The sequence below is a fragment of the Micromonospora sp. NPDC005215 genome (genome assembly GCF_040607915.1).
Classification (GTDB): domain Bacteria; phylum Actinomycetota; class Actinomycetes; order Mycobacteriales; family Micromonosporaceae; genus Micromonospora.
Genome location: NZ_JBEXHQ010000018.1, coordinates 30,506 through 54,283, shown reverse-complemented (window position 1 = coordinate 54,283; position 23,778 = coordinate 30,506). Strand labels below are relative to the sequence as shown.

The 23,778-nt window shown below is 71.6% G+C and carries 21 protein-coding genes; 1 reads left to right on the top strand and 20 read right to left on the bottom strand.

Going from position 1 to position 23,778, the window contains the following annotated elements; all coding sequences use genetic code 11:
• Window positions 1-42: 42 nt before the first annotated feature.
• Complete coding sequence (locus ABZU25_RS15890) at window positions 43-771, top strand: alpha/beta hydrolase (protein WP_355030064.1); 729 nt, start codon at window positions 43-45, stop codon at window positions 769-771.
• A gap of 29 nt (window positions 772-800) precedes the next feature.
• On the opposite strand, the gene ABZU25_RS15885 is transcribed toward ABZU25_RS15890, so the two are convergent.
• From ABZU25_RS15885 to ABZU25_RS15790, 20 genes are all read right to left on the bottom strand, one after another.
• Entirely contained in the window at window positions 801-1,304 is a 504-nt protein-coding gene (locus ABZU25_RS15885; RefSeq protein ID WP_355030063.1) for a shikimate kinase, read from the bottom strand.
• A complete protein-coding gene (gene aroC, locus ABZU25_RS15880) occupies window positions 1,304-2,482 on the bottom strand; it encodes a chorismate synthase (protein WP_355030062.1) in 1,179 nt (392 codons plus the stop codon). Before aroC ends, ABZU25_RS15885 begins: the two co-directional genes overlap by 1 nt.
• 100 nt (window positions 2,483-2,582) lie before the next feature.
• Complete coding sequence (locus ABZU25_RS15875; RefSeq protein WP_355030061.1) at window positions 2,583-3,506, bottom strand: glycosyltransferase family 2 protein; 924 nt, start codon at window positions 3,504-3,506, stop codon at window positions 2,583-2,585.
• Complete coding sequence (locus tag ABZU25_RS15870) at window positions 3,503-4,174, bottom strand: glycosyltransferase (RefSeq protein ID WP_355030060.1); 672 nt, start codon at window positions 4,172-4,174, stop codon at window positions 3,503-3,505. Before ABZU25_RS15870 ends, ABZU25_RS15875 begins: the two co-directional genes overlap by 4 nt.
• A complete protein-coding gene (locus tag ABZU25_RS15865) occupies window positions 4,171-4,650 on the bottom strand; it encodes a UDP-N-acetylglucosamine--LPS N-acetylglucosamine transferase (RefSeq protein WP_355030059.1) in 480 nt (159 codons plus the stop codon). The genes ABZU25_RS15870 and ABZU25_RS15865 overlap by 4 nt, the downstream gene beginning before the upstream one ends.
• Before the next feature lie 214 nt (window positions 4,651-4,864).
• Window positions 4,865-6,127, bottom strand: coding sequence for a hypothetical protein (locus tag ABZU25_RS15860; protein ID WP_355030058.1), 1,263 nt, complete (start codon window positions 6,125-6,127; stop codon window positions 4,865-4,867).
• Window positions 6,124-7,026 carry a sulfotransferase domain-containing protein gene (locus ABZU25_RS15855; protein ID WP_355030126.1) on the bottom strand — a complete coding sequence of 301 codons (903 nt, stop codon included), beginning with the start codon at window positions 7,024-7,026 and terminating at the stop codon, window positions 6,124-6,126. The genes ABZU25_RS15860 and ABZU25_RS15855 overlap by 4 nt, the downstream gene beginning before the upstream one ends.
• An 8-nt stretch (window positions 7,027-7,034) precedes the next feature.
• Complete coding sequence (locus tag ABZU25_RS15850) at window positions 7,035-8,663, bottom strand: lipopolysaccharide biosynthesis protein (RefSeq protein ID WP_355030057.1); 1,629 nt, start codon at window positions 8,661-8,663, stop codon at window positions 7,035-7,037.
• Window positions 8,660-10,027, bottom strand: a complete 1,368-nt coding sequence (locus ABZU25_RS15845) for an O-antigen ligase family protein (RefSeq protein WP_355030056.1) — start codon at window positions 10,025-10,027, stop codon at window positions 8,660-8,662. The genes ABZU25_RS15850 and ABZU25_RS15845 overlap by 4 nt, the downstream gene beginning before the upstream one ends.
• A gap of 2 nt (window positions 10,028-10,029) precedes the next feature.
• Window positions 10,030-11,625, bottom strand: coding sequence for a lipopolysaccharide biosynthesis protein (locus ABZU25_RS15840; protein ID WP_355030055.1), 1,596 nt, complete (start codon window positions 11,623-11,625; stop codon window positions 10,030-10,032).
• Window positions 11,618-12,124: a DapH/DapD/GlmU-related protein gene (locus ABZU25_RS15835; RefSeq protein ID WP_355030125.1), complete on the bottom strand. Its 507-nt coding sequence runs from the start codon at window positions 12,122-12,124 to the stop codon at window positions 11,618-11,620. Before ABZU25_RS15835 ends, ABZU25_RS15840 begins: the two co-directional genes overlap by 8 nt.
• Before the next feature lie 139 nt (window positions 12,125-12,263).
• Entirely contained in the window at window positions 12,264-14,213 is a 1,950-nt protein-coding gene (locus tag ABZU25_RS15830; protein ID WP_355030124.1) for a hypothetical protein, read from the bottom strand.
• Window positions 14,214-14,425: 212 nt separating this feature from the next.
• Window positions 14,426-16,126, bottom strand: coding sequence for a glycosyl hydrolase (locus ABZU25_RS15825; RefSeq protein WP_355030054.1), 1,701 nt, complete (start codon window positions 16,124-16,126; stop codon window positions 14,426-14,428).
• Between the two features lie 161 nt (window positions 16,127-16,287).
• Window positions 16,288-16,749 (bottom strand): hypothetical protein, encoded by a 462-nt coding sequence (locus ABZU25_RS15820; RefSeq protein WP_355030053.1) that lies wholly within the window; start codon window positions 16,747-16,749, stop codon window positions 16,288-16,290.
• Between the two features lie 274 nt (window positions 16,750-17,023).
• Window positions 17,024-17,938, bottom strand: a complete 915-nt coding sequence (locus ABZU25_RS15815; protein ID WP_355030052.1) for a DNA-processing protein DprA — start codon at window positions 17,936-17,938, stop codon at window positions 17,024-17,026.
• 221 nt (window positions 17,939-18,159) lie between these two features.
• Window positions 18,160-18,990, bottom strand: coding sequence for a shikimate dehydrogenase (locus tag ABZU25_RS15810; protein ID WP_355030051.1), 831 nt, complete (start codon window positions 18,988-18,990; stop codon window positions 18,160-18,162).
• Window positions 18,991-19,041: 51 nt separating this feature from the next.
• Window positions 19,042-20,241, bottom strand: a complete 1,200-nt coding sequence (gene mltG / locus ABZU25_RS15805; RefSeq protein ID WP_355030050.1) for an endolytic transglycosylase MltG — start codon at window positions 20,239-20,241, stop codon at window positions 19,042-19,044.
• The gene (gene ruvX, locus ABZU25_RS15800) at window positions 20,242-20,700 is read right to left on the bottom strand and encodes a Holliday junction resolvase RuvX (protein WP_112677948.1); all 459 of its coding nucleotides are present in this window, start codon (window positions 20,698-20,700) and stop codon (window positions 20,242-20,244) included.
• A gap of 72 nt (window positions 20,701-20,772) precedes the next feature.
• Window positions 20,773-23,451, bottom strand: a complete 2,679-nt coding sequence (gene alaS, locus ABZU25_RS15795; protein ID WP_355030049.1) for an alanine--tRNA ligase — start codon at window positions 23,449-23,451, stop codon at window positions 20,773-20,775.
• Entirely contained in the window at window positions 23,448-23,753 is a 306-nt protein-coding gene (locus ABZU25_RS15790) for a hypothetical protein (protein WP_355030048.1), read from the bottom strand. The genes alaS and ABZU25_RS15790 overlap by 4 nt, the downstream gene beginning before the upstream one ends.
• Window positions 23,754-23,778: the final 25 nt, after the last annotated feature.

The following is a 23,778-nucleotide window of genomic DNA, read 5'->3' as shown; positions in this document are numbered from 1 at the left end:
TCGATCGTACGGTCTGTCGGTAACCGAGAGAAGGAGCGACAGATGGCGACGTACGTGCTGGTACCGGGGTTCTGGTTGGGCGCCTGGGCGTGGCGGGACGTGACCGGGACCCTGCGCGCGCAGGGCCACGACGTCTACCCGATGACGCTGACCGGGCTGGCCGAACGCGACCACCTGGCCGGGCCGGAGGTGAGCCTGGAGACGCACACCGTGGACATCGTCCGGCTCATCGAGGTCGAGGACCTGCACGACGTGCTGCTGGTCGGGCATTCCGGCGGTGGCATGCCGGTCGCCCAGGCGGCGGACCGCATCCCGGAGCGGATCGCCCGGGTGATCTATGTGGAGAGCGGGCCGCTACCCGACGGCACCGCGCAGTTCGACACAGTGCCGCCGGAGGAGCAGCAGCGCCTGCGGGTCGCGATCGGCGACGGCCACCTGTTGCCGCCGCCGACCTGGGATCCACTCGCCGACCCGGTCAACCTCACCGGGCTGGACGAACCCACGCTGGCCCTGCTGCGTACCCGGGCCACCGCGCAGCCACTGCGGACCGCCACCGACCCGGTGCGACGCACCGGCGGGAGGCCGGTGCCGACGGCGCTGATTGCCAGCACCTTCCCGCTCGGCGTGGTGCGGGAGATGATCGACCAGGAGCACCCGTTCTTCACCGGCCTGGCCGGCGGACAACTGCACGAGTTGCCCACCGGGCACTGGCCGATGCTGAGCGAGCCGAAGGCTCTGGCCGACGTCCTCGGCCTGGTCGCACGCGGCTGAGCGAGCCGGGACGGCCGCCACCGGGCCAGTCAGCGGGGTAACAGGTCGGCGATCTCGGCGACGACCGACGCCGGGGTTCGGCCGTCGGTGGTCACCGTCACCGTGGCAACCTCGCGGTAGAGCGGCCGGCGCTGATCCATCAGGTGTTTGAGGGTGGCGCGCGGGTTGATCGCCAGCAGCGGTCGGCTGGCGCCCAACCCGACCCGCTTCACCGCGTCCGGCAGCTCCACCGAGAGGTGCACCACCCGGTGCCCGATCAGAGCGGCCCGCGTCTCCTCGGCCAGCACCGCGCCGCCGCCGAGGGCGAGCACGCCCGTGCCGGCAGCCAGCGCCGCGGCCACCGCAGCCCGTTCCAGGGTACGGAAGTGCGCCTCACCCTCGTCGATGAAGATCTCCGGGATCGGCTTGCCGGCCATCTGCTCGATGTCGATGTCGGTGTCGCGGAACTCCACCCCGAGGGTGGCGGCGAGCGCCCGGCCGACGGTGGTCTTGCCGCAGCCGGGCACGCCGACCAGCACGACGACCGGTGCCATCAGCGAATCACCAGCGCGTCGAGGTAGCCGGCCAGGTTGCGGCGGATCTCGGCGATCGAGTCCCCGCCGAACTTCTCGGTGGCCGCCTCGGCGAGCACCAGCGCCACCATCGCCTCGGCGACCACCGCCGCGGCGGGCACCGCGCAGACGTCGGACCGCTGGTTGATCGCGGTGGCCGGCTCGCCGGTGGTGATGTCCACGGTGGCCAGTGCCCGGTTCAGCGAGGAGATCGGCTTCATCGCGGCACGAACCCGCAGCGGCTCGCCGGTGGTGATGCCACCCTCCAGCCCGCCGGCCCGGTCGGTGACCCGGCGGACGCCGGTCGCCGACGGAATGATCTCGTCGTGCGCCTCGGAGCCCCGGGACCGGGCCTGCTGCCAGCCGTCGCCGATCTCCACGCCCTTGATCGCCTGGATGGACATCAACGCGGTGGCCAGTCGGGCGTCGAGTTTGCGATCCCACTGCACGTGGCTGCCCAGTCCCGGCGGCACCCCGTACGCCAGCACCTCGACCACGCCCCCGAGGGTGTCGGCGGCCTTCTTCGCGGCATCGACCTCGGCGACCATCAGCGCGCTGGCCTCCGGGTCGAGGCAGCGCAGCGGGTCGGCGTCGATCCGGGCGGCGTCGGACGGCACGGGACGCAGCCCGGGCTTCGCGGCCACCGGACCCAGCTCGACGACGTGCGAGACGATCTCGATGCCGAGCGCCTGCCGGATCAGCGCCTTGGCGACCGTGCCGACGGCCACCCGGGCGGCGGTCTCCCGGGCGCTGGCGCGTTCCAGGATCGGCCGGGCGTCGGTGTGGCCGTACTTCTGCATGCCGGCCAGGTCGGCGTGGCCCGGCCGCGGACGGGTCAGCGGGGCGTTGCGGGCCTGTTGGGCCAGCTCGTCGGGGTCGACCGGGTCGGCGGCCATCACGGTCTGCCACTTCGGCCACTCGGAGTTGCCCACCCGGATCGCCACCGGGCTGCCCAGGGTCACCCCGTGCCGCAGACCGCCGAGCAGCTCGACCTCGTCGCGCTCGAACGCCATCCGGGCACCCCGGCCGTAGCCCAGCCGCCGACGGGCCAGCTCGTCGGCGATCTCGGTGGTGGTCACCTCGATGCCGGCCGGCACCCCCTCCAGCATCGCGACGAGGGCGGGACCGTGCGATTCACCTGCAGTCAACCAACGCAACACAGCGGTCAGTCTGTCACGGCGCGCCACCGACCCGGCACGCTGCCCGCCGCGTCCCGCCCTGCGGACGCCGGTGCCCGGTCGACCGGGCACCGGCGCCAGGTCAGATCCCCCGACCGCGCTTGTGCAGGGTGCGCAACACCGCGTCGGCCCGGACCACCCGACCGGCGACGGCGAGGGCCAGGTAGGCGCGCGGCTCGCGGGGATTGCTCCGCAGGGTGCGCCGGGCCCACCGCAGCGCGCCCCGGCGGTTGCCGGCGGCGGCCTGGGCGAACGCGATCTGACCGGCGACCCGGGCCGCACCGGCCGGTTGGCCGGCGAACTCGGGATAGCGCTGCAGGAGCCACTGCAACGCCTCGGAGATGGTGTCCCAGCGCTGCGAGAAGTACGAGCGTTTGTGCCAGCGGACCAGCACCGAGGGCGTCCGCAGATTGATCAGCGGCGCGCTGCGCGCGGCTCGGAGCAGGAACTCGTAGTCCTCCGCGTAGCTGCCGGGGATGTCCTCGTCGACCAGCCCGAACCCGTCGCGCAGCGCAACGGCGCGGATCAGGAAGGTCGACGGGTGCAGCTCGGTCAACCGGTCCCGCAGCAGGTCGTCCAGGCTGATCCGGTCCTTGTCCAGCACCCGGTCGACGGTGTGCCCGTCATAGCTGACCCGGATGCCGCAACAGACGAACTCGGCGCCCGGGTCGGCAGCCAGCGCGTCGACCTGCACAGCCAGCTTGCCGGGCAGCCACTCGTCGTCGTCGTCGCAGAACGCGACAAGCTCACCCGTGCCGGCGAGGGTGCCGCTGTTGCGGGCCCCGGCCAACCCCGGGGTACGGGTGTTGCCGATCACCCGCACCGCGCGGGCCGGGCCGTCCGCCAGCTCGGTCAGCGACTCGTCCGGCACGGACTGGTCGAACACCACAACGACCTCGATCGGGCCCGGGTATTCCTGTGCCAGGATCGCGCGTACCGCGGACCGCAGCAGCTCGGGGCGGTCCCGGGTGGGCACCACGACGCTGACGCTGGGCTGGTGGGTCATCGGATCTCCTTCGCACCCGGGCGCGGCCGGGACCAGGTCCGCCGCCGGAGCGGGCGCGGGGTCGAGCGGGCCACCAGGTCGTCGACGATCCGCCCGACCCGGGCCACCGCCGCCCGTTGTGCCTCGTGCGCCTGCGGGTCGGCGGCCACCGCGTACCGGGATGGGTCGGCCAGCCCGTCGGCCAACGCGCCGTGCAGCGCCTCCCGGGTCTCGCAGAGCGCCACCAGGCCGGCGGCGCCGAGCCGGCGGGCGAACAGGAGCTGGTGGTCGTCGACGTGCTCACCGCGCGCCGGGTCGCGGGGCACCACGATGGGCAGGTGGCCGTGCCGGCGGGCCTCCAGGATGGTCGCCGGGCCACCGTGGCAGACCACCAGGTCGGCCTCGTCCATCGCCTGTTGCAGCGCGTCGTGGCCGAGAAACGGCACCGCGCCGGGCAGGTGCGGAGCACTTGTGTGCCCGTGTTGCATCGTCAGCCCGACCGGGTCGGGGGCCTGCGCGTGCCACTGCGCCAGCCAGTCGACGAGCCGGTCGAAGGGGTGCTTGTCGGTGCCGACCGCGACCAGCAGCCGGAGCTGGCCGGTCGAGGTGTCGCGCTGGCGCGGCAGCCGGGGCTCCTCGCCGGTCGACCCGGGTTGCGGACGCCGGGCGGTGCCGGCCTCCCCCGTCACAGCAGCGTCCCGACGACGGTGGCCTCGGGATACTGCCGCCGCTGCTCGTCCCACTGCACGAGCATCGCGGACAGGAACGGCCGGCAGAGTCGGGCGGTCAACGTCGGAGTGTCGATCCGGTCGTACACCTCGATGTAGACGGTCGGAATGCGCCACAGCCGGGCCAGCACCACGAACGGCACCGCCACCCCGGCGCCGGTGGTGACCACCGCGGCGACCCGCCGGGCCCGCAGCACCCGCCAGGCCAGCAACGCGTTGCGCAGCAGGTTCGGGATGTTGCGGGTGGTCGGGTGGTGCGCCGGCACCAGGTCCTCGCCGGTCAGCAGGGACACCGCCTCCGGGGTGTCGAAGGTGACCCAGCAGCGCCGCCACTGTTCGTACCAGGGCCGCAGGGCGAGTAGTTGGGCCAGATGGCCGCCGCTGGAGCCGACCAGCAGAAGCACTGGCGCGGCATCGTCGTCGTTCTTCGTGTCCACGCGACTCCCCACAAGTTCGCTTGGAATTCCAGTTCACGCCACGCAAAAGCAGATCACACGTTCTCCGGTCGTTGAATAGCGCGACCGGACGAGACATCGGTGTCCACATCGGACGCCCGGGCGCGTCGAACGCCCGAGGTTCCATCGATCGTTATCACCACCTGCGATTTTGTCGTCACTCTGTGGCGCACCCGGACGCCGTGATTCCTCCGGATCAGCCGCTATGTCTTTTCTCGATGACGTCCAAGAGTGCGGGATGCAGCGCGGTGTTCCAGCCCGCGCCCGCGTCGGCCAGCCGCCAGGTCCGCAACCACATCTCCACCAGGTACGCGTCGGCGACCAGCCGGCGCTGCGGCGTGCCGAGGCCGAGTCGGTCGCCGTGCCGGTCCAGCTCCGCGTCGACGGCCGACGCCGCGACGGCGGCCGACTCACCCCGCAGCACCAGTGCCCGCTGGAACGCGTCGTGCGCCAGGTCGAAGCCGACCGGCACGTCCGCCCCGCTGTGCTCCCAGTCCCAGGCGACCAACCGCCCGTCGTGCCGGCCCAGGTTCCAGGGCACCCAGTCACCGTGCCAGTGGCCGAACTCCACACTGGTGTCGCCGTGCCGTCGGGCCAGCGCGGCGACCGCGGCGACCGCCCGAGCGCCGGTCTCCTCGGCCGCGGCGGCCCGGTCGGCCTGCCCGGCCAGGCGGGTCAGGAAGGTCGACCCGGCCAGTGCTCGGGGCGGACCCGACGGGCCGCCACGCCGGGCGACCGCGAGCAGCGCCGCGATCCGCGGTGGGTCGTCGACCGGCACACCGCGTACCGCCGGTGGCAGCGGCTCGATCACCGCGACCGCCTGGCCCGCCCACGCCGTCTCGGTGAGCAGCCGCGGCGGCGTCGGGTGGTCGGCGACACCGGTCACCGCCCGCAGCGCCCGCAGCGCCGCCGCCTCGGCGGTGACCAACGCGCGGGTCGCGTCGTTCCAGCCGATCTTCGCGTAGCCGCGCGGACGACCGTCGGCGGTGAAGAGTTGCAGGGTGGGCTTGCCGTTCGGGTCGGGTGGTCGGACCCCGCACGCGGCCAGCAGCGGCGTGCCGCCCAGCTCGGCCGCGAGCCGCTCGGTCAGCAGCACCTCCTCCGCCGCCGCCCCGGCGGGCACCGACACGGTCAGCGTCGGAAAGGGCGCGAGCCCCACCGCACCGAACCGGGCCAGCCCGCCGAGCACCGCCCGCAGCGCGCGCACCTTCGGTGGTCGCAGCGCGTTGTACGCCCACAGCGACGCCGCCCCGGCCCGCGGCGCGCCCAACGGCACCAGGAACCGGGCCCGGGCGACCGACGGCACCACCGCGTACCGGGCCACCACCCGGTGACCGGCCGGCGCGGCACCACCCACTGTCAGGTTGACCCGCTCGTCCGGGAAGACCGCACGGCTCACCCAGCCCAGACCGTCCACCCGGGCACGCGGGTCGGTGGCCACGCCCACTTGCGTCGTCACGCCGGCCGGTCCGCCCAGTCGAGGTCCAGCCCGAGCCGCTGGCGCAGCGCGTCGTTGTACGGCCGGTAGTAGTCGGTCAGCTCGGCGCGCACCGCCGGCTCCAGCGGCGCCGAGCGCCGGTCGTTGTAGACCTTGAAGTTGGGCAGGTCGTACGCCGGCAGCCCGAGGAAGTCCAGGGTGCGCCGGTAGGTCGCCCGGGAGTCGCGGTACAGGTCCTCGCTGGGCAGGAAGAGGATCTGCTGCCTGTCGAAACGGGCCAACCACGGCTCCAGGTGCTCCAGGTAGCGCCCCCGCGCCCGGTACGTGTACCAGTCGTACGCCTCGCTGAACGACTCCGGCTCGGCGATCAGCCGCTCCCGCTCCCCCGAGGTCCGTTCCGGCTCGGCGGCCAGCGCGGCGGCGAAGTCCAACGGCTCGATGCCGTGCGTGCGGCGCTCCTTCCAGTGCGAGTACGCCCGCTCCACCGGGTCCCGCAGGAGCACTATCAGCTTCACCCCCGGCAGCAGCGCGGCGACCCGCTGCGCGGCGAGCGGGTGGAACATGTACAGCGGCGCCGCCTCGCCGACCCGGACGGGCCCGCCGTGCCGCTTCGACAGGGCATCGCGGTGGCGCTCGGTCGGGAAGTGCGAGCGGTACCACGCCTCACCGCGCCCCCAGTGCTCCTCGAAGTAGTGCGCCGACTTGGTGTTCCACGCCGGGAAGAGGCGGGGCACGAGCGGGTGCTGGATGAGGTAGTTCCACAGGGAGGTGGTGCCGCCCCGCTTCGTGCCGATGATCAGGAAGTCCGGCAGGGGCCGCCGGTCACTCGTGCGGACCCCGTAGTCCACCAGGGACTCCTTCACCCGGACTGTCACCTGGGTCGGGACCAACTGCTTGACCCGGTCACGGATGGACGCCACGACGGACCTCACCTGCCTCTCGTCGATACCGGGCCGGGGTCGGCGGCCGCGGCCGCGTTCTCCCGTCCCCGGACCTGCCTCATGGTCTCCCGGACACCGGCGCGCACCCGGGGCAACGTCAACATGCCGACGCAGCCGGCCAGCAGCACACCCAGCGCCACCGCCAGGCCGGGCAGGCCACGCCCGCCCACCAACACACCGACGCCGGCCGCCAGACCCACCGCTGTCGCCGTGGCCGCCGCGGCACGCACCGTCGCGCTGTCGAACAGCGGCTCCCGGACCACCGACCGGGCGAACCCGGCGGCGGTGAGGTTCTCGGTGGCGATGCCGGCGGCCCACGCCACCGCCGCTCCCGTGGCGCCGTGCCCGGGGATCAGCCAGAGGCCCAGCGAGACGGTCACCGTCAACCCGGCCACGGTGGCCACCAGATGCAGCCCGCTGCGCCCACCCATCAGCAGCAGGCTCTGCACGTTGCCCACCCCGGTGTTGACGAGCATCGCCAGCGCGAGCACTGTCATCGCCGGCACACCGGTGGTGAACTCCGGCCCGAACAGCTGTAGGAAGGCCAACGCGAAGACCGCCAGCAGCAGGTACACCGGCCAGGACAGCACCAGCCCCCAGATGGTCAACTGCCGGTGCACGGCCGCCGCCGCGGCCCGCTCGCCGCGCCCGAGCAGCCGGGACAACTGCGGTGACACCGCCACCCGCAACCCCTGCATGGCGAGCTGGCCGGCCAGCACGTACCGGCCGACCGCGCCGAACACGCCGGCGTCCGTCGGCCCGGCCAGCACGGAGGTGAGCAGCACACCCACCCACATGCTGCCCGCGTCGATGGCCGCCGACGCGGCCCGGGGCAGCGCGAAGCGCCAGAATGTCGACCAGTCGCCGCGGTTGGGTCGCAGCGCCGCGCCCCGGCCCAGCCCGAGCGGGCCGGCCACGAGGGTCAGGCAGACCAGCAGCGCCACCGCCGCCGGCACCAACCAGCCGGTCATGCCGGCGACCAGGCCCCCGCCGGCCAGCGCGGCGGTGCCGACCAGCACCGGCCGGGCAACCGGCAGCAGCAGGAACTGCACCCCGACGTACGCCCGGATGGACCGCACGCAGCGCAACGCGGCCAGCAGGAGAGTCATCGCGACCACCACCGGCACCGCGGCGAACGTGACAGTGAGCAGCGCGTGGCCGCTCGCGCCGGAGCCACGCAGCAGCCGAGGGGCGAGCGCGTCGGCGGCCAGCACGCCGACGCCGGCGACCAGGAGCCCGGCCAGCAGCGGCGGGATCAGCGCCACCGGGAGCACCCGGGCCGCGTCTCCCCGAACACCGGCACTGCGCCGGGGCAGCGACCACATCAGGCCGGTCTCCGCGCCGAGCGTGCAGATCGCGGTGGCCACTGTGACCACCCCGATCGCCGCGAAGAACGCGCCCGCGCCGGCCGTGCCGTACCCCCGGGTGATCACCACGGCCAGCACGAAGCCGAACAGGCCGCTGGTGGCCGCGCCGAGCAGCCCGGCCACCCCGCTGCGCGCGCTGCGTCGGGTCTCGGTCGAGCCCGCGTCCGCGACGGCGGCCCGCTGGTCCGCACCGGCGGGCACCGGTGTCGGGCGCTCCGGGCCGGTCGGCGGTCGGGTCGCGGCGGTCATGCCGGCACCGCCGCGCCCGGCGCGGCGGGCTGCGACCACCCGGCCGCCCGGGTCGGCCCGGTCCACCGTTCCCGTTCGGTAAGCGCCATCGCGAAGCCGACAGCGAAGAACGCGACAGCCAGGTTCTGGTTCGCCATGCCGTAGAACGGCACCTGCACCAGGCAGACCACCGGCACCACCGACAGCCACTGCCCGGCCGCCGAGGTCGCCCGCGCGCAGATCACCGCGGCGGCGACGAACCAGGCGAGGAAACAGACGAGCGCTGGTACGCCGTGACTGAACAGCACCATCCAGAGCTGCCCCTGGGTGCCGATCGGCGCGTCCGCCGACACGGTGTCGACGTTCACCGGCGCGCCGTAGCCCAACCACGGTGACTCCTGCACCCGGCGGATCACCTCGCTGTAGAGCGACAGCCGGTCGGTGTTGGTGTCACTGGAATCGACCCGGTTGCTGATGAGTTCGGTGATCGGAATGAACAGCGTGGCCAACGCGCCGATCACCACCACCCCCACGATGGACGCGGCCACCCGGACGTTGCCGCGCAGGCTGGCCCGCACCCCGAGCACCGCCAGCCCGGCGCCGAGGCTGAGGAACATCGCCCGGTTGAGAGTGAGGAACGCCGGAGCGAGCGACAGCGGGAACGACGCGAGGAGCGCCCAGCGCAGGACCCCCCGCCGGCGCAGCATCGCGAAGGCCACCACACAGGGCAACGTCATGGCGTACGCGCTGCCGTAGTTGTTTGTGTACGCGAACGGCGCGGCCGGCCGGTAGATCGGGTTGAGTGACCGGGCGCTGTATTCCGCGGTGGTCAGGTGCACCATGTCCTGGATGAACGGGGTGCGGGCCACCCCGGCGGGCAGCAGCACCTCCATCGGGGTGGTCATGGCCAGCCGGGGCACCAGCACCCCGAGCCAGCCGAGCGCCACCAGCCCGAACCAGAACGCGCAGAGCGGGTTGAGCACCGCCACCAGGCTCGCGCGTTCCCGGGCGGCGACGTAGACGTAGACACCGACCACGAGCGCGGTCAGGTAGAACGCCAGGCGCAGGGCGAACGTCAGCAGCGAGGCGGGCGACGCCAACTGGGTGGCGCTGACCACCACGATGGCGAGAAACAGCAGCCAGATCCCGGCCGCCGGCGGCAGTGGCACCCGGCCCCGGGTGAGCAGCAACACGAACAGCAACGCACCCAGCAGCGGCCAGCCGAGGTAGAACGCACCGAACAGCCACCAGAGCGGCACCAGGCCGAACATCAGCGACAGGGGCCAGAGCGGCAGCCGGGGCGGCAGCGGCGGCGGCGCCGGGGCGACGCTGGCGGGAGCGCCTCCGGACGGCGGGTCGGTCGCCGGGGCGCGGGTGACCGACACGCTCAGGCCCGGCCGTTGCGGGTCAGCACGAAGCCCAGTGGGGTGACCCCGGCGGCGCGCAGCCGCTCCACCAGGCGTCGCAGGTCGCTCTGCCGGGTGCGGTCCCGCTCCACGACCACCACCGCGCTGCCCTGCCGGGCGACGGCGACGCCGCGCTCGTCGGACTCCGCGGGCGGGGCGTTGAACAGCACCAGGCCGTGGTCCGCGCCCTGTCGCCAGGTGCCGAACCGGACGCTGCCCACACCGACGCTCACCTCGTCCGGGTCGACGACCCGACCGTTCTCCGGGCGGGCGGACGACACCCGGGGAAGCGTCAACGTGGCGTCCGCGTCGGTGGACGGGCGGGCGGCGGCCGGATGCGGGGAGGGACGGCGGGGGGCCGCGGCTTCTCCGGCAGCGGCGGCCGGAGGGCTGCCGGCCGGGCGGGGCTTGGGCACCAGCGGCCGGGACGGATCGATGGGCAGCCGTCCCCGGTCGGCGAGCACCGTGGCGCGCAGCCGTTCGGTGCGCCCGCTGTCGTCGGCGACGAAGACGTCGCGACCGTCGGCGGCGAGCGCCACCGCCAGCCCGGCGGTGAGCGCGGTAGCGTCCTCCCGGGCGCTGACCAGCGCCACCCGGGCGGGCTGACGGACCCGCTCGGCAACCGCCATCGCCACGTACCGGACGTCGGCGTCGACCGCCCGGGGGCTGCCCCGGAACGCCGGCCGGCGCACGGTGCCGAGCAGCGGCAGGCCGGTGGCGTCCCGGCCGTCGGCGACCGAGCGGACCCTCCGGTCGGTCGACTCCCAGGCGTAGGCGAGCACGATGCCGATCAGCGCGCCACCGAGCAGGCCGGCGACCAGGTAGAGCGGCCGGTGCCCGGCGGAGGCGACAAGCGACTTCTCGGCGGCCTGGGTCACCCAGCCGGGGTTGACGTCGACCGCGGCGATCTCGGTGCGCGCGGAGTTGAGCTGGGTGAGCTGGTTGTTGATCCCGGCCAACTCGGCGACCACCGCGTTGCCGGCGGCGGGGTCCTTGGTGGCGCTGGCCCGCTTCTGCAGCGCGGCCTGCTGGGCGGCGACCTTGGTGATGCTGACGTCGTAGGAGCGCAGCATCTCGGCACGCTGCTGCTCGTACATGGTGCGTCGGACGTCCAGGTAGGTCTGTGCGGCCAGGTTGGCCCCCTGCACCGCCCGCTGCGCCTCGCGCGCCTGGTAGGAGAAGCGCAGGATCTGCCCACCGGTGGGCACCTCGACCTCGAGCGCGCCGCGGATGTCACGCGGGTCTCCGCCGGCCGCGTTGGCGAGCCGCTGCACCACCTCGGTGCCGGTGGCGATGCCGCTCTCCACGTTCATGTTGACCGCCCGGTCGGCGCCCGCGCCGCTGGGGGTGAACGCGTCGGTCACCACCGGCCGGACCGCCACCACGGCGTTCGCGGTCAGCGCCGCCGGCACCAGCAGCACGTAACCGAGCGCGGCGAGCAGGCCGACCAGGGCTGCCGCGCCCACCAGGCGTAACCGGTGCATCGGCACCCGCAGCAGGTCGGTCAGTGTCACCGCGCCGGGGGTCGCGGAGGACGGGCCGTTCGTGGTCCAGGAGCCGGAAGTCGCATCAGTCATGGAACTTCTTCACCGTCTGTTGAGGATTGCCGACGACCACGACGCCGGGTGGGACGTCCGTGCGGACCACCGCCGCCGCGCCCACGACGCTGTCCCGGCCGACCCGGACGCCCTTCAACACCAGGGCGTGTGCGCCGACCCACACGTTGTCCTCAAGGACGATCGGGGCACGGGTGGCCGGGCCGGGCGGTGCGTGCCGTTGCGCGGGCGGCAGGTTGTGGAAGTCGTTGTCGAGCAGTTCACAATCCGACAGGAGGCACCGGTCCCCCACGGTGACCGACGTCCAGGTGCCGATCCAGGTGGCGTTGAGCAGACAGTCGGCGCCGACGCGTACCTCACCGGGGCCCGCGAAGCGGACCAGCTTGTTGATCCGGGTGCGGTCACCGATGGTCACCCGCACGCCGCGGCGCAGCCGGATCCGGCCACGGATCTCCACGTCCCGGCCGAGCGTCAACCGCCGGTAGCGGAGCCGGTACCACAGGCGTTTGACCGCGAAGATCAGACGCACCGCGCGTCTCTTGTGGATGCCAGCGGCGCCGAGCAACGAACCTCCCCACGTCACGGGGCCGGCGGCGGTGATGCCCGCCACCGACCCAACGTGAACAATCTACCGACGCTCCGTTACGAACGGTTGACCATTACTGGACGGAGAAGAACGTCGACGGGGTGGACCAGGACAACTCGGGCGTTGCCGTGCTGATGACGGTCGCCGTGGTGCCATCGACCGCCATGCTCGACGCGGCCGTCGGGTCGAACGGCGCACTGCGCAGGGCGCCGTCGGTGCCACCGTAGACGATCCGACCGCCCACCCAGGCCATGCCACGCACCGCGGACCAGGTCACGCCCGTGGTCGGCAGGGCGAACTCGGTGGCGCCGAGATAGTTGCCGTCAATCTCGAAGTAGCGGTAGTAGAGATTGTTGGCCCCGGTGCGGGTGTAGTAGAGCCGACCGTCGAGGAAGAAGGCGCCGGTCAGCACCGCCGGGTTGTACCAGTCGTTGTAGCCGGACGCCTCCCACGACGAGCCGATCGCGCCGCCGTTGAAGAGCGAGACGTCGATCCGGCTGCCGGTGGGCGTGCCGGCCACCGTGTGCGACCAGTAGATCCGGTCGTCCACCCGCCACGTCGCGCCGGCCGCCGTGTAGGCGGGCTGGCTGACAGTGGTCGCGGCGCCCAGCGTGGCGCCGTCGAACGGCACCTTCGCCACAGTGCCCGGGCCGGTGTTCAGGTAGAGGTTGCCGGTGGTGGCCGAGGGCGGGTTCTTCGGCGTGAAGGTGCGCCCGCCGGCGAGCGGGAACATACCGAGCCGGCCGTGGTACTCCTCGCCCATGCCGTCGGAGTTGTGCCCGAAGTAGAGGCCGTCCGAGCCGCGCCAGAGCACCGGCACCGCCGAACCCCAACTGCTGGTGCCCGAGGGCATCGAGGCGCTGCCGCTGCGGCGCGGATTCCAGTTCACCGGCATCCCGGTGGCCGGGGTGACGGCGGCGATGCCGAGCCGGTCGACAGCGCCCGGACCGGCGTTGTCGCTGGCGTTCGGGTTGTTCATCCAGCGGAAGTGCCCGCCCAGGTAGATCACGTTGTCCGCCACCTCGACCGAGGTGATGGTGTCGTTGCCGGTGAAGTCGGCCCAGGTGGCGACCAGGCCGCTGCCCCGCGCGGCGGTCTCGAAGCGGACCAGGACGTCGCAGTACGCGGTCGGCCAGCCGCCGCCACCGTTGCTGCCGACGACGAACCAGCTGCCGTCCTCGCCGAACTTCACGTCCTGCACGTAGTGCACGAAGGTCGTCGGCGACGCGCAGGGCGAGGTGTACTTCTCGGTGCTCCAGTCGAGCAGCGTGGGCGTCGCGGAGACGTCCACAAGCGCGATCTGGTTGCGCGCCAGGCCGTTGACGAGCGTGAAGTTGCCGCCGACGACGAGCGTGTCGCCATCCGGTGCGACGTCGAGCGTCCAGACGTACGACGTGGTGCCGTGCCGTCCCACTGTGGCGTCGACGACGAAGCTCGGGTCGATCGCGCCGGTGGTCGCGTTGAGCCGGCCGAGACCGACGTGTGCGGTGCCGTTGAGCCAGTTGAACGCGCCGGCCACGTACAGCCAGTTGCCGTGCAGCGCCAGGTCACGGATCGCGCCGCCGTCGGAGCGCCCGACCCAGCTGTCGATGATCGCGCCGGTGGCCGGGTCGAGCGCGACCAGGTTCTTCCGGGAGACCCCGTTGACGTTCTTGAAGGTGCCGCCGACGATCAGCGTGCCGCCGGGACCGGCGACGAGCGTGTTGACCGCGCCGTCGAGCACCGGCAGGAAGGTGGTGGACATGGTGCCGGTGAGCCGGTCGTACGCGAAGAGGTAGCGCTGGGTGACCCATGCGGAGCCGGCGGTCTGCCGGAGCTGGGTGAAGCTGCCGCCGACGAAGACCGTGTTGCCCACCTGCGCGAAGGCACGGGTCTCACCGTCTCGCGCATGCGGCGTCACGTCGGCGGGGTTGGCCGACACCAGGGTCGCCGTCTCCGGGACCGGCACCACCGCGGCCGACGCGGTGGTGGGTACGCCGAGAACCGCGGCGAGGATCGCGAACGCGACCGTCCCCGCTCTGATCCGACGTTGTCCTGCGAAACGCCACAAGTGCGAGAGTTTAGGCACGCTGCGCCTCCAAGGTGGATGAGAACCCGGGGTAGCGTGCCTCGTCCAGCTTGGTCAACGAAATCCGCCGATTGGGCGGTGCATGAATCTGCTAGCCGACAGAACGCCGGATGGTCGGATGTCCGACCTCCGGTGCGCGGCGTCCTGTCAGTGGGCTGAAACGGTCGTCAGCGGCTCCCCCCGGTGGGCTGCCGCAGGTACGGATCCTGCCCGGCCTTCGCGAAGCCGGCCACTGCCGCCGCGTCGTGGTTCATCGTCATGTCGCAGGTCGCCGTACGGCTGGTCATGCCCGGCGAGTTGAAGTAGATGGCGGCCTTGATCTTCGGGTGCGCTTTCAGGGCCGCCGGGAAATCCTGGAACCAGCGCTGCTTGGCACCCAGGTCGGCGGAGTTGAAGTTGGTGCCGAACTCGGCGAGCATCCGGGGCTTACCGGCGCCGATGCCGCTGGCGTCCAACCAGTCGTAGAAGCCGCCCACCGTTGTGCTCGGGCTCTTCCACACCGTGCTGCCGTTGCAGACGTGGAAGTTGTACGGGTCGTAGGCCACCCAGTCGACGTAACGGTCACCGGGGTACAGGCCGGCGTACCGGGAGTAGTGCCCGGACCAGCCCATCATCGTCCAGACCCAGACCGCGTTTGTCGCGCCGGCCTTGGCGAAACGCTCGTAGACGTAGCGCCAGGCGCGGACGAAGTCGGCGTCGCCGCCCTTGGCCGGCTCGTCCTCCGGCTCGTGGTCGAAGCCCATGAACACCGGCACCCCAGCCGCGCGGATGCGGCCCGCGACCGCGTCGATTGTCGCGTCCTGCCGGCCACTGTAGATCTCCGACCACTTCAGGGTGGTGCCGGCGGAGAAGTCACGGGACTCCCAGGCGAAGAACATCAACCGGCCTTCGCGCATCTGCTGCAGTTCGTACACGTCCGGGAAGGCGCCGTTGCTGCCGGCGTTGGAGAAGTCGTGGTAGCGGTGCACGATGTCGAACTTGCGCCCGACCTGCGCCTCCACGTCGGTGACGGCCTTGCCGTGGTCCCAGCCTCCGCCCGCCCCGGCCGGTGAGTACATGCCCCACCAGGCGCCGCAGGACGGGACGAGCTTGTCCGACACCGACCCACACCGGCCGTCCGGCAGGGTGCCACTCGGACTCGGTGTCGCGGTCCGGCTCGGCGCGATGGTGGCCGACGGCTTCGGCGCGGCGGTGGTCGGCGCCGCACTCGGCGGCGGTGCGGACCGGGTGGTCGTCACCGGCGACGGCCGGGTGCCGATGTCGTAGCTGATCACCAGGCTGGGACGCAGGTCCGGGTTGCGGTTCTCGACCGACGCCCAGTAGATCCGGCTCTCCAGGCCGCTCTGGGCCAGGGCGACCGTCCAGGTGCCGTTGCCGGTGACCAGCTTGGAGATGTCCCACTCGTTGAAGCCCTTTGACACACCGGTCACGCTGTCCAGCGCGGGACCGGCCGGCGCCGGGGCCGGCCGCGCCTCGCGGGCGCTCAGCGGCGAGGCGTGCGCCGTCACCGTGGCGCCGAACTGCTGCCAGGCGTGCACCCGCAGCGTCGCCCGGACGTTGACCGCGGTGGCCGGCACGGTGGTCACCGCGAACTCGATGACCGCCTCGCGGCCACCGCGCGGGTTGCCGTCGCAGCGCGTCGCGCAGGTGGCCAGCGTCGCCTTGGCCGCGTTGTCGCCGTCCTGCGACACCGCGGTCGCTGTGGTGTCGGCCGCCGCCCGGATCGACAGGTCGTCGCTGGCCAGCAGCGGCATCATGGTCGCCACGATGCCGGCCACCACGGATCCGCCGACCACGCCGATGGCGATCGCCTTCCGCCGGGGTGCGGAGCGGAACCGGGTGATGCGGTGCAGTCCGTGCCTGGTCAAGGAAACTCCCTGTGTCTGCGTCCGTAACGGTGAGCAGCGTATCCATGACCAGCACACATCGCGGGAAGGACAGTTTCCCGTAAGCGCGTCTTAACCGTCAGCTAAAGAAGGCCGCCTGGGATCCGGTCCACTTTCAGTAGATCGAGGAAGCTTCGGTGTCGCTAGTCCTCCACAGCGCAGCGACCGATGTCGAAGACCGGGTCGGCGATCGCGGTCAGCAGCCGCTTGGCCGGGGTGTAGCTGGGATCCACGTGACGCCCGAGGATGATCGCAGCGACGGTGGTGGCCCCGGCGGTCTTCAGCGCATGCGCCAGGGACTGGGCCCGAGCGCCGGTGGTCCAGGTGTCCTCGAGGATCAGCGCATGGATCGGGGTACGGGACGTGCGGATGAACGGCGTGAACCAGTCGGCGTGGAAGTCATGGTCGTCCGGCCCGTAATCCGGGTTCACCGCGCTGGCGATCCAGGGCAGACCGAGCCGATCGCCTACCAGCTCGGCCAGCGGATGCACGCCAGCGCGACTGCGGGTGCTCGGAACGGTGATGACATGCGTTGGTGACGCCCCGACGCGGGCCGTCACACAGGGCAGATGGCCGCGCAGGAAGAGCAGCAGAAGTGCGAGCAAGCTCCGCCGCGCCTGTTCGGACCGGGCTGCGCCCTTGTACGACCGGAGGTTGTGATGGTGCTGCCAGGTACGTGGCGAGTAAGAGACCGGTACGACGAGATCTGCGAGGCGTCCGTGGGACCCGGCGAGGTGGGACTGGCAGCGCAGGCAGAGCGAGTAGCCCTCGCTTCGCACTCCCCGGCAGGTAGGGCAGATCCACGAGTACGCCGGCAGCGGGTTGCGGAGGTAGCCGCGCTGGACTTCGACATATCGGCTGATGACGGTCCAGCGCTGGTCAGCGGAGGGCGAAGTCAGGGAAGCTCTCCAGGCCGGTCTCGATGGGATGGTAGCTGAGGATGTCGTCGACGGCTTCCAGCAGCTGCGCGGTGCCGTGGACGACATAGACCCCCGGGTTGACGGCGAACGCCTTGGCCCACTCGCACTGCATGACCTGGCTCGTGAGGACGACCGGACGACCGTGCTGGAGAGCGAGCCGGGCCTGGATACGTGCTCCGCTGGTTTCACCCGCTTCCACGACGACTGTCGCGACCGCGTACCCACTCATGACGGCGTTGCGCATCGGGAAGCTCTGCCGGTTGGGCGGCGCATCGGGCCAGAACTGGGAAATTACGAGCCCGACCTGGGCGATGCGATCCTGTAGGCGCTGGTTGCCTGGTGGGTAGTACCGGCGAATGCCGGTGCCGATGACGGCAACGGTGCGCCCCCCGGCCTTCAGTGCGGCCGAGTGGGCGGCGGTGTCGATGCCGGCAGCGAGTCCGCTCACCACAGTCACGTCACGGCTGGCAAGCGTGGTGGCGACAGCCCGGGCGATCCGCAGACCCTCGCTGCTGGCTCTACGGCTGCCGACGACGGCCACCGCTCGATCATGAACCCGCAGATCACCTCTGCTGAACAGGAGCGGCGGCACCTCCCGAATGCCGAGCAGCTGGGTGGGGTATGTGCTGTCGAAGAAGGCATGGACACCGACTCCACCCTCCCCCCAGCCGGCGATCTCGGCGGCGGCAGCGCTGATCAGCCCGGTGGTCGACTCCGCATCCGGGAAGAGCGTGTCGGAGTGGCCCACCGCGCGGTCGAGAACCGCCTTGGCGCTGCCTGTCTCCTGAATATCAAGAACAGCCTCCGACCAGCGTGTGTGCGGCAGGCGAAGGAGTGCGACCAGGGACGCCCGCTCGATGGTCGCTGTCTCCATAGGCACGATCGTAGGCCCTGGGCTGCGTTCCTGGCCGAGCCATCCCGGCCCGTGTTGGGGGTACGGACTCCCGGTGAATGCCATCGTCCGAACATATGTTCGATTTGGGTGGAAGACAAGGGAAGCCTGTGTGGTGGCCGTAATACTCGACACTGTCCGTCGGGTCGGACTCGACGTGGTGGCCGCACCCGCATCCCACAGTTGACGAACTTGTCCAACTGTCAGCTGGCTCGCGCCGCAGCCAACGCGGCGGCCATCGCTGCCTGCGGCGCGGCCACGCCGGTGAACTGCTCGAACTGCCCCACCGCCTGGGCCAGCAGCAGGTCCAGACCGGACACCACCCGCACGCCGGCCGCGACGGCGGAGGCAGCCAGCGGCGTGGGCCACGGGTCGTAGAGCGCGTCGAAGAACACCGCCCCCGGCCGCCAGGCCAGCGCGCCGGCCAACGGGTCGGCGACCCCCTTCGGCACTGTGGAGACAGCCACGTCAGCGGCAGCGAGGTGGTGGCGCGCGGCGGCCCAGTCGGCGCGGATCAGCACGACACCCAGCGCGTCCGCCACCGGCCGTAGCTCGTCGACCGCCGCCGCCCGACGGGCCACCACAGTGACCGAGGAGCAGGCCAACCGCGCGGCGGCGGCCAGCGCGGCGCGGGCCGTGCCACCGGCGCCGAGCACCGTCACTGTTGCACCGGCAACCACTCCGGCGTCGGTGAGCACCCGCACCATGCCGGCGACGTCGGTGTTGTCCGCGTACCAGGAGCCGTCGGGACGGCGTACCAACGTGTTTGCCGCACCGACGGCGACGGCGACCGGCGAGGCGGCGTCGGCAACGGCGAGCGCCGCCTCCTTGCCCGGCATGGTCACCGACAGACCGGCCCACTCGGGCCCCAGGCCGGCGACCAGATCCGGCAGCTCCGCGGCCGCGCACTCGATCCGGGTGTACGACCACCCGGTCAACCCGGCCGCGGCGTACCCGGCGTTGTGGATCACCGGGGAGAGCGAGTGTGCGATCGGCTTGCCGAGCACCGCGGCCCTACGGGTCGACACGAGCACCGCCGGTTGTCGTCACTGCCCTGCCTCCCGCGTCTGTCGGACCGGATGCCGTCAGTCGATGATGCCGGCCTCCCGGGCCTTGTCCTTGTTGCGTTCGTGCTGCTCGGGAGTCTCGGCAAAATCCGAGTGACCCTGCTTGTCGACGGCCACGAAGAAGAGCCACTTGCCCGGCGGCGGGTCCATCGCCCCTTCCAGGGCCTCCTTGCCGGGGTTGTTGATCGGGGTGGGGATCATGCCCCGCAGCTTGCGGTTGTACGGGTTCTTCGAGTCGTTCAACTCGGCCTCGGTCATCTGCTTGGACGACTTGGTCGGGCGGCCGATCGACTCCAGGTAGTAGTTGACAGTGACGTCCATCTCCAGGCAGTTGCAGGGGAACTCGCCGTACGCCCGGTTGTAGGCCACCCGGGCGACCTTGCCCAGGTCGTCCTTGTTGCCCGCCTCGGCCTGCGCCAGCGAGGCCACGATCAACGCCTCGTACGGGCTGATGCCCTGCCGTTCCTTCTGCACCGTGTCGGCGAACTTCATCTCTCCGGTCACCGAGAGGAAGCGGTTCACCATCAGCTTGAGGATGCTCTGCGCGGTGGCCTTCGGCGGGATCTCGTACGTGTCCGGGTAGAGGAAGCCCTCGACGGACTTGACGACCTTCTTGCCGTCCTCGCGGGTGAACCACCAGTCCGGAACACCGAGCGCCTCCGGGTCCTTCGCGGCGGTCTGGAAATCCTTCACCGGGATCTTGGTCTTCTCGGAGAGCAGCTTGTAGATGTTCATGCTGGTGCGACCCTCGGGGATCGTCAAACCGTTGACGATCTTGTTCTTCAGGTCGAGCATCGCGGTGACGGCGTTCTCGCCGCTCATCTGCTTGCGCAGCTTGTACGTGCCCGGCTGGATGTTCTTGCTGCGCGAGTTGGCATCGGCCGCCTCGATGAACGCCTTCTGGCTCTTCACCACGTCGGCCGCGACGAGGGCGTCGGCCATGTCGGCAAGCAGCGCACCGTTCTTGATCTCGACGGTGACCTCGCCGGATCCGGCGCCGTCGTAGTCGGGGGTGACGAAGTAGCTCTGGATGCGGTCGAAGCCGTAGAACGCACCGCCGCCGATCACGCCCAACAGGACCAGGGCCATCAGCAGAGCCAGGAACGTCTTGCCCCGGCCGCCGCCGGACCCGCCGTTGCGCTTGCGGAAGCTGCGCCGGTGCCGGCCCTTCTCCCCCCGCTCCGCCTCGTCGAACCCAAGGTCCAGATCGTCGATCATTTACGTCCGCCTCCGCTGCGCGTCCAGCCAGCTCTGCAGGATCTCCACTGCGGCCGCCTGATCGACAACCGCACGTTGACGTTTACCTCGGACGCCACGCTCGGCAAGCCTACGAGAGGCGACCACCGTCGACATCCTCTCGTCAGTGAGCGTTACCGGGACGGGCGCTATCACATCGACCAGTCGGTCAGCGTACGCCTTCACGTGGACAGCCGCCGGGCCGTGCTTACCGGCGAGATTGACCGGAAGGCCGACGACAACCCCCACGGCCTCGTGCTCGGCCACCAGCGCGGCCAGCTCGGCGAGATCGCTCGGCACCGCGTCCGGCGCCGCCGTGAGATCCCGAGCCAGGGTGACCAGCGGCGTAGCCAGGATCCCGTCCGGGTCCGAGCGGGAAACCCCCACCCGCACCTGACCGACATCCACGCCGATCCGCACGCCGCGCGTCAGCTCAGCCACCGACGGTCACCAGCGGCCGGGTACGAACCAGGGCGGACCACATGGTCCGCCCTGGCTGACAGTGATGATGTGTCACGCCTCAGTGATCGCCTTCTCGACGGTGAGCAGCAGGTTCGGCGCCTCGGCCGCGGGCAGACCGCCGCCCTGGGCCAGGTCGGGGCTGCCGCCGCCGCGCCCGGAGAACGCCGCCTTCACCAGATCCGACGCGGCCAGGCCCCGACTGCGCGCGGCCGCGTTGACCGCCACCACCAGGGACGCCTTGCCGTTCGACCGGGCCGCCACAGCGACCACCGCCGGCCGCGCCGCGTCGATCTTGCCCCGAATCTCCTGGGCCAGGGTCCGCACGTCGTTGCCGGCCGCGCCCTCCGGCGCCTCGGTGCCCACGTACGCGACCCCGCGCACCTCCCTGGCCTGCGCCGCGAGCGCCGACGCCCCGCCCAGCACCAGTTGGGCGCGCAGCTTCTCCAACTCCTTCTCCGCGTCCCGGAGCTGGGTGACGGTCTGCTCCACCCGGTCAGCGACCTGATCGTTGGGCACCCGGTACAGCTCGGCCAGCCGGGAGACCAGCAGGTGCTCCTTGGCCAGGTAGCCGAAGGCGTCCATGCCAACCAGCGCCTCGACCCGGCGGACGCCGGAACCGATCGACGACTCGGAGAGGATCTTCACGAGGCCGAGCTGGGCCGAGCGGGCCACGTGGGTGCCGCCGCACAGCTCCCGGGCGTAGTCGCCCACCTCGACGACCCGCACCTCCTCGCCGTACTTCTCGCCGAAGAGCGCCATCGCGCCGATCCGCCGCGCCTCGTCCAGCGAGGTGATGAAGGCGTGCACCTCCAGGTCGGCAAGCAGCACCTCGTTGACCTGCTGCTCCACGTCCCGCAGGACGGTCGGCGACACCCCGGTCGGCGTGTTGAAGTCGAACCGGAGCCGGCCGGGCGCGTTCAGCGAACCCGCCTGCGTGGCCGACTCACCGAGGAAGTTCCGCATGGTCTGGTGCACCAGGTGGGTAGCGGTGTGCGACCGGGAGATCGCCCGCCGCCGAGTGGTGTCGATCTCGGCGTAACCGGCCTCACCGGCGCGTACCTCACCCCGGATCACCCGGGCCCGGTGCACGATCAGACCCGGCACCGGCTGCTGCACGTCGAGGACCTCGACCTGCCCGCCGCCCACGGTGATCATGCCCTGGTCGGGCTGCTGGCCACCCCCCTCGGCGTAGAACGGGGTGGTGTCGAGCACCAACTCGATGGTGTCGCCCTCGGTCGCCGCCTGCCGCGGGCCGTCGGCGCCGAGCAGCGCCCGCACCGTCGACTCGCGGGCCACCTCGCTGTACCCGGTGAACGTCACCGGGCCACCCGCGTCGAGCACCGACCGGTACGCCGACAGGTCGGTGTGCCCGGTCTTGCGGGCCTGCGCGTCCGCCTTCGCCCGGGTCCGCTGGTCGGCCATCAGCCGGCGGAAGCCGTCGTCGTCGACAGTGAGCCCCTGCTCCGCGGCGATCTCCAGGGTCAGGTCGATCGGGAAGCCGTACGTGTCGTGCAACTGGAACGCCTTCGCCCCGGACAGCGCGGCACCACCAGCGGTGCGGGTCTCGGCGATCGCGGTGTCCAGGATCGTGGTGCCGGCACGCAGGGTGGACAGGAACGCCTCCTCCTCCGCGTACGCGTAGTCCGCGATCCGGTCGAAGTCGGTCGCCAGCTCCGGGTACGACGGCGCCATGCAGTCCCGCGCCACCGGCAGCAACTCCGGCAGCGCCCGATCCTGCCAGCCGAGCAGCCGGATCGACCGGATCGCCCGGCGCATGATCCGGCGCAGCACGTAGCCGCGACCCTCGTTGCTCGGCGTCACGCCGTCGCCGATCAGCATCAGCGCCGTCCGGACGTGATCGGCGATCACCCGCAGCCGGATGTCGTCCGGGTGCGACTCACTCGCCACGTGGCCGGAGTGCGCGCCGTAGCGCTTACCGGTCAGCTCCGCCGCCCGCGCCAGGATCGGCCGCACCTCGTCGATCTCGTACAGGTTGTCGACGCCCTGCAGGATCGAGGCCATCCGCTCCAGGCCCATGCCGGTGTCGATGTTCTTCGCCGGCAGGTCACCCAGGATCGGGTAGTCCTCCTTGGTGGTGCCCGGACCCCGCTCGAACTGCATGAAGACGAGATTCCAGTACTCCATGTACCGGTCCTCGTCGACCGCCGGGCCGCCCTCGCGGCCGTACTCCGGGCCCCGGTCGTAGAACAGCTCGGACGACGGACCGCACGGCCCGGGAATGCCCATCGACCAGAAGTTGTCCGCCTTGCCCCGGCGGACGATCCGGTCGGCCGGCACACCCACCGACCGCCAAATCTCGTACGCCTCGTCGTCGTCGAGGTAGATCGTCGGCCAGATCCGCTCGGGATCCAGCCCGTAACCACCCTCGGCGATCGGCTTCGTGGACAACTCCCAGGCCAGCGGGATCGCGCCGGCCTTGAAGTAGTCACCGAAGGAGAAGTTGCCGTTCATCTGGAAGAACGTGCCGTGCCGGCTGGTCTTGCCGACCTCGTCGATGTCCGGCGTGCGGATGCACTTCTGCACGCTGACCGCCCGCTGGTACGCGGGAGTCTGCTGACCGAGGAAGTACGGCACGAACTGCACCATGCCGGCGTTGACGAACAGCAGGTTCGGGTCGCTGATGGCGGGCAGCGGAGCGGACGGCACCACGGTGTGGCCATTCGCCGCGAAATGGGCGAGATACCGCCGCTTGATCTCCGCCGTCTTCATCGCTGGTGTTCCTCCGGAAAGATGTCTCGATCACCGATGCGCGGGTCTTCCCGCAGGTCGGCGAATTGATCGTCGAACGCCTCGCCCTGGGCGAACGCCTGGTGGATCTCCTGCTCGCGCTCGGCCATCCCGAGCCGGACGTCCTCCACGAAGCTACGCAACGACTCGACGAGCCCGCCAGCGGATTGCGTCACCGTGCTGGCGATACCCGCCGGCGTGTACGCCTGGGCGGTCCGGGTCGCCTTACGGACCACGATCACACCGACGGCCACCCCGATACCGAGCCAGAACAAGCGCCTCATGTCTCGCTACCTCCTGGTGCGCGGC

Coding starts and splice junctions, on each gene's coding strand:
- ABZU25_RS15885 (WP_355030063.1), bottom strand. CDS start 1,304: ATGGCACCGGTCGTCGTGCTGGTCGGCGTGCCCGGCTGCGGCAAGACC.
- mltG (WP_355030050.1), bottom strand. CDS start 20,241: ATGATCGACGATCTGGACCTTGGGTTCGACGAGGCGGAGCGGGGGGAG.
- ABZU25_RS15890 (WP_355030064.1), top strand. CDS start 43: ATGGCGACGTACGTGCTGGTACCGGGGTTCTGGTTGGGCGCCTGGGCG.
- ABZU25_RS15815 (WP_355030052.1), bottom strand. CDS start 17,938: ATGGAGACAGCGACCATCGAGCGGGCGTCCCTGGTCGCACTCCTTCGC.
- ABZU25_RS15875 (WP_355030061.1), bottom strand. CDS start 3,506: ATGACCCACCAGCCCAGCGTCAGCGTCGTGGTGCCCACCCGGGACCGC.
- ABZU25_RS15840 (WP_355030055.1), bottom strand. CDS start 11,625: ATGACTGATGCGACTTCCGGCTCCTGGACCACGAACGGCCCGTCCTCC.
- ABZU25_RS15790 (WP_355030048.1), bottom strand. CDS start 23,753: ATGAGGCGCTTGTTCTGGCTCGGTATCGGGGTGGCCGTCGGTGTGATC.
- alaS (WP_355030049.1), bottom strand. CDS start 23,451: ATGAAGACGGCGGAGATCAAGCGGCGGTATCTCGCCCATTTCGCGGCG.
- ABZU25_RS15850 (WP_355030057.1), bottom strand. CDS start 8,663: ATGACCGCCGCGACCCGACCGCCGACCGGCCCGGAGCGCCCGACACCG.